3 protein-coding genes are annotated in these 2262 nt (G+C 68.4%); 1 reads left to right on the top strand and 2 read right to left on the bottom strand.

Features of this window, described 5'->3' with window-relative positions:
• A partial coding sequence (locus G7A99_RS09915; protein ID WP_163139865.1) for a thioesterase family protein occupies window positions 1-382 on the bottom strand: 382 nt, incomplete at its 3' end.
• 90 nt (window positions 383-472) lie between these two features.
• Complete coding sequence (locus tag G7A99_RS09910) at window positions 473-1759, bottom strand: DEAD/DEAH box helicase (protein WP_163139863.1); 1287 nt, start codon at window positions 1757-1759, stop codon at window positions 473-475.
• Between the two features lie 156 nt (window positions 1760-1915).
• Between G7A99_RS09910 and grxD the strand changes: the two genes are divergently transcribed.
• Window positions 1916-2242: a Grx4 family monothiol glutaredoxin gene (gene grxD, locus G7A99_RS09905; protein WP_163139861.1), complete on the top strand. Its 327-nt coding sequence runs from the start codon at window positions 1916-1918 to the stop codon at window positions 2240-2242.
• Window positions 2243-2262 lie beyond the last annotated feature (20 nt).

Below are 2262 nucleotides of genomic sequence, written 5' to 3'. Positions count from 1 at the left end.
CACGCCCCGCGTGGTGGTCCACCCACACCACCCGGGCTGAGCCGGTGGCGTAGACGACCCCGCCGTCGCCGGCGTCGCGGATCTCGTAGCGGGTGTCGAAGCTGCTGCGCCGGGGGGTGTCGCCGAACATGCGCACGTTGAGCGTGGCGGGGTAGACGATGGCGCGGCGGAACTCGCAGAAGGCGTTGACCACCACCGGCCCCAGTGCGGTGCCGCCGCCGACGCTCTCGCCGACGCCGATCTGCTGCAGCCACTCGATGCGGACCTGCTCGAAGTAGCGGAAGTAGATGGTGTTGTTCACGTGGCCGAGGGCGTCCATGTCGCCCCAGCGCACGGGGATTTCGGCCTCGGCCAGCAGGGTGGTGTCGGTGTTCTGGTTCACGCCGCCTCCGGTGTCTGCCTGGATCGGCCGCGCGCCGCGCGCGGCCCGTCGAAGGGGCATTGTAGCGCGCCGGCGCGGGCGCCGGCGCCGTCAGCGTCGGCGCGAGCCGCCGCCACCACCGCCACCGCCACCGCCGCGGCGGTTGTTGCGCTGCGGCGGGCGGCCGTTGCCGCGGCGCGGCGAACTCACCCGCTTGGGCGGCTTGATGTCCTCGACGATGAGCTCCGGCGGGGCGAGCTCGGAGGGGATCTTCTGGTCGATGTAGGCCTCGATATCCGGCAGCGAGTAGACGTAGCTCTCGCAGGCGAAGCTGATCGCGTCGCCGCGCTCACCGGCCCGGGCCGTGCGCCCGATACGGTGGACGTAGTCCTCGGCGTCCTGCGGCAGGTCGTAGTTGACGACGTGGGAGACGCCGGGGATGTGCAGGCCGCGCGCGGCCACGTCTGTGGCGACCAGCACCGGCAGCTCGCCCTTCTGGAACTCGCCGAGCAGCTGCTCGCGCTTGTTCTGGGGGATGTCGCCGGAGAGCACCGCGGTCTTGATGTCGTTGCCCAGCAGGTAGCCGGTGACCTGCTCGGCGGCCCGCTTGGTGTTGACGAACACCATCGTGCGGGTGACGTCCTGGTGGCGCAGCACGCCGAGCAGCAGGCCGATCTTCTGGTTGTTCTCGACGTGGTAGAGCTTCTGGTTGACCTTCTCGGCGGTGATCTGCTCGGGCTCGATCTCCACCGTCTCCGGGTCGTTCATGTGCTCCCAGGCGAGCTCCTTGACGCGCTCGGACAGCGTCGCCGAGAAGAGCATGTTGATGCGCTTGTTCGGCGGGGGCATGCGCCGCAGGAGGTAGCGGATGTCCGAGATGAAGCCCATGTCGAACATGCGGTCCGCCTCGTCGAGGACGGCGACCTCCACGTTGTCCAGGGTGAACACCCGCTGCTTGTAGAAGTCGATGATCCGCCCGGGGGTGCCGATGAGCACGTCCACGCCGCCCTCGAGCTGGCGGCGCTGCTTGTCGTAGCCCGTGCCGCCGTAGATACAGGCGAACTCCATGCCCGTGAAGTAGCCGAGCTTCTCCGCGTCCCGGTGGATCTGCAGTGCGAGCTCGCGCGTCGGCGCGAGGATCGCCGCCCACGGCCCGGATTTGCCCTCGGCCACCGGTGTGGTCATGAGGTAGTGCATGGTCGCCAGCAGGAAGGCCGCGGACTTGCCGGTGCCGGTCTGTGCCTGGCCCGCGACGTCCTTGCCCGCGAGCGCCAGCGGCAGCGTGGCCTCCTGGATGGGCATGCAGCGCGTGAACCCCGCCTCGTCCAGGCCGGTCAGCAGCGATTCGTGGAGTCCCAGGGACTTGAAAGTGGTCTGAGTCAGATGGTCTTTGTCCATGGCGCGGCAGGATAACGGATTTCTCGCCGGTAGGGGAGGCCGCGTTACTAAAACCGCGTTTGGGGTCAGTGTATTGGCCGGGGCAATAGCGGTAGAATGCGCGCTACATTCACGGGCGGCCCACCCCCCGGCGCCCGGACAGACGAGGGAGTAGGCATGAGCGACATCCAGGACACCATCCGTCAGCAGGTGCAGGACAACCCGATCATCCTCTACATGAAGGGCACCCCGCAGTTCCCGCAGTGCGGCTTCTCCATGCGCGCGTCCCAGGCGCTCGCCGGCTGCGGTCAGGAGTTCGCCTACGTCAACGTGCTCGAGGACGAGGCGGTCCGTCAGGGCATCAAGGAGTTCGGTGACTGGCCGACCATCCCCCAGCTCTACGTCAACGGCGAGCTCGTCGGCGGCTGCGACATCATCCTCGAGATGTACGAGTCCGGCGAGCTGCAGAAGACGGTCGAGTCGGCCACCGCCAAGGACGCGTAACCGCGCCAGCGCCCATCCCG

The sequence above is a fragment of the Arhodomonas sp. KWT genome, assembly GCF_010993615.1.
This window is presented reverse-complemented; position numbering and strand designations above follow the sequence as displayed.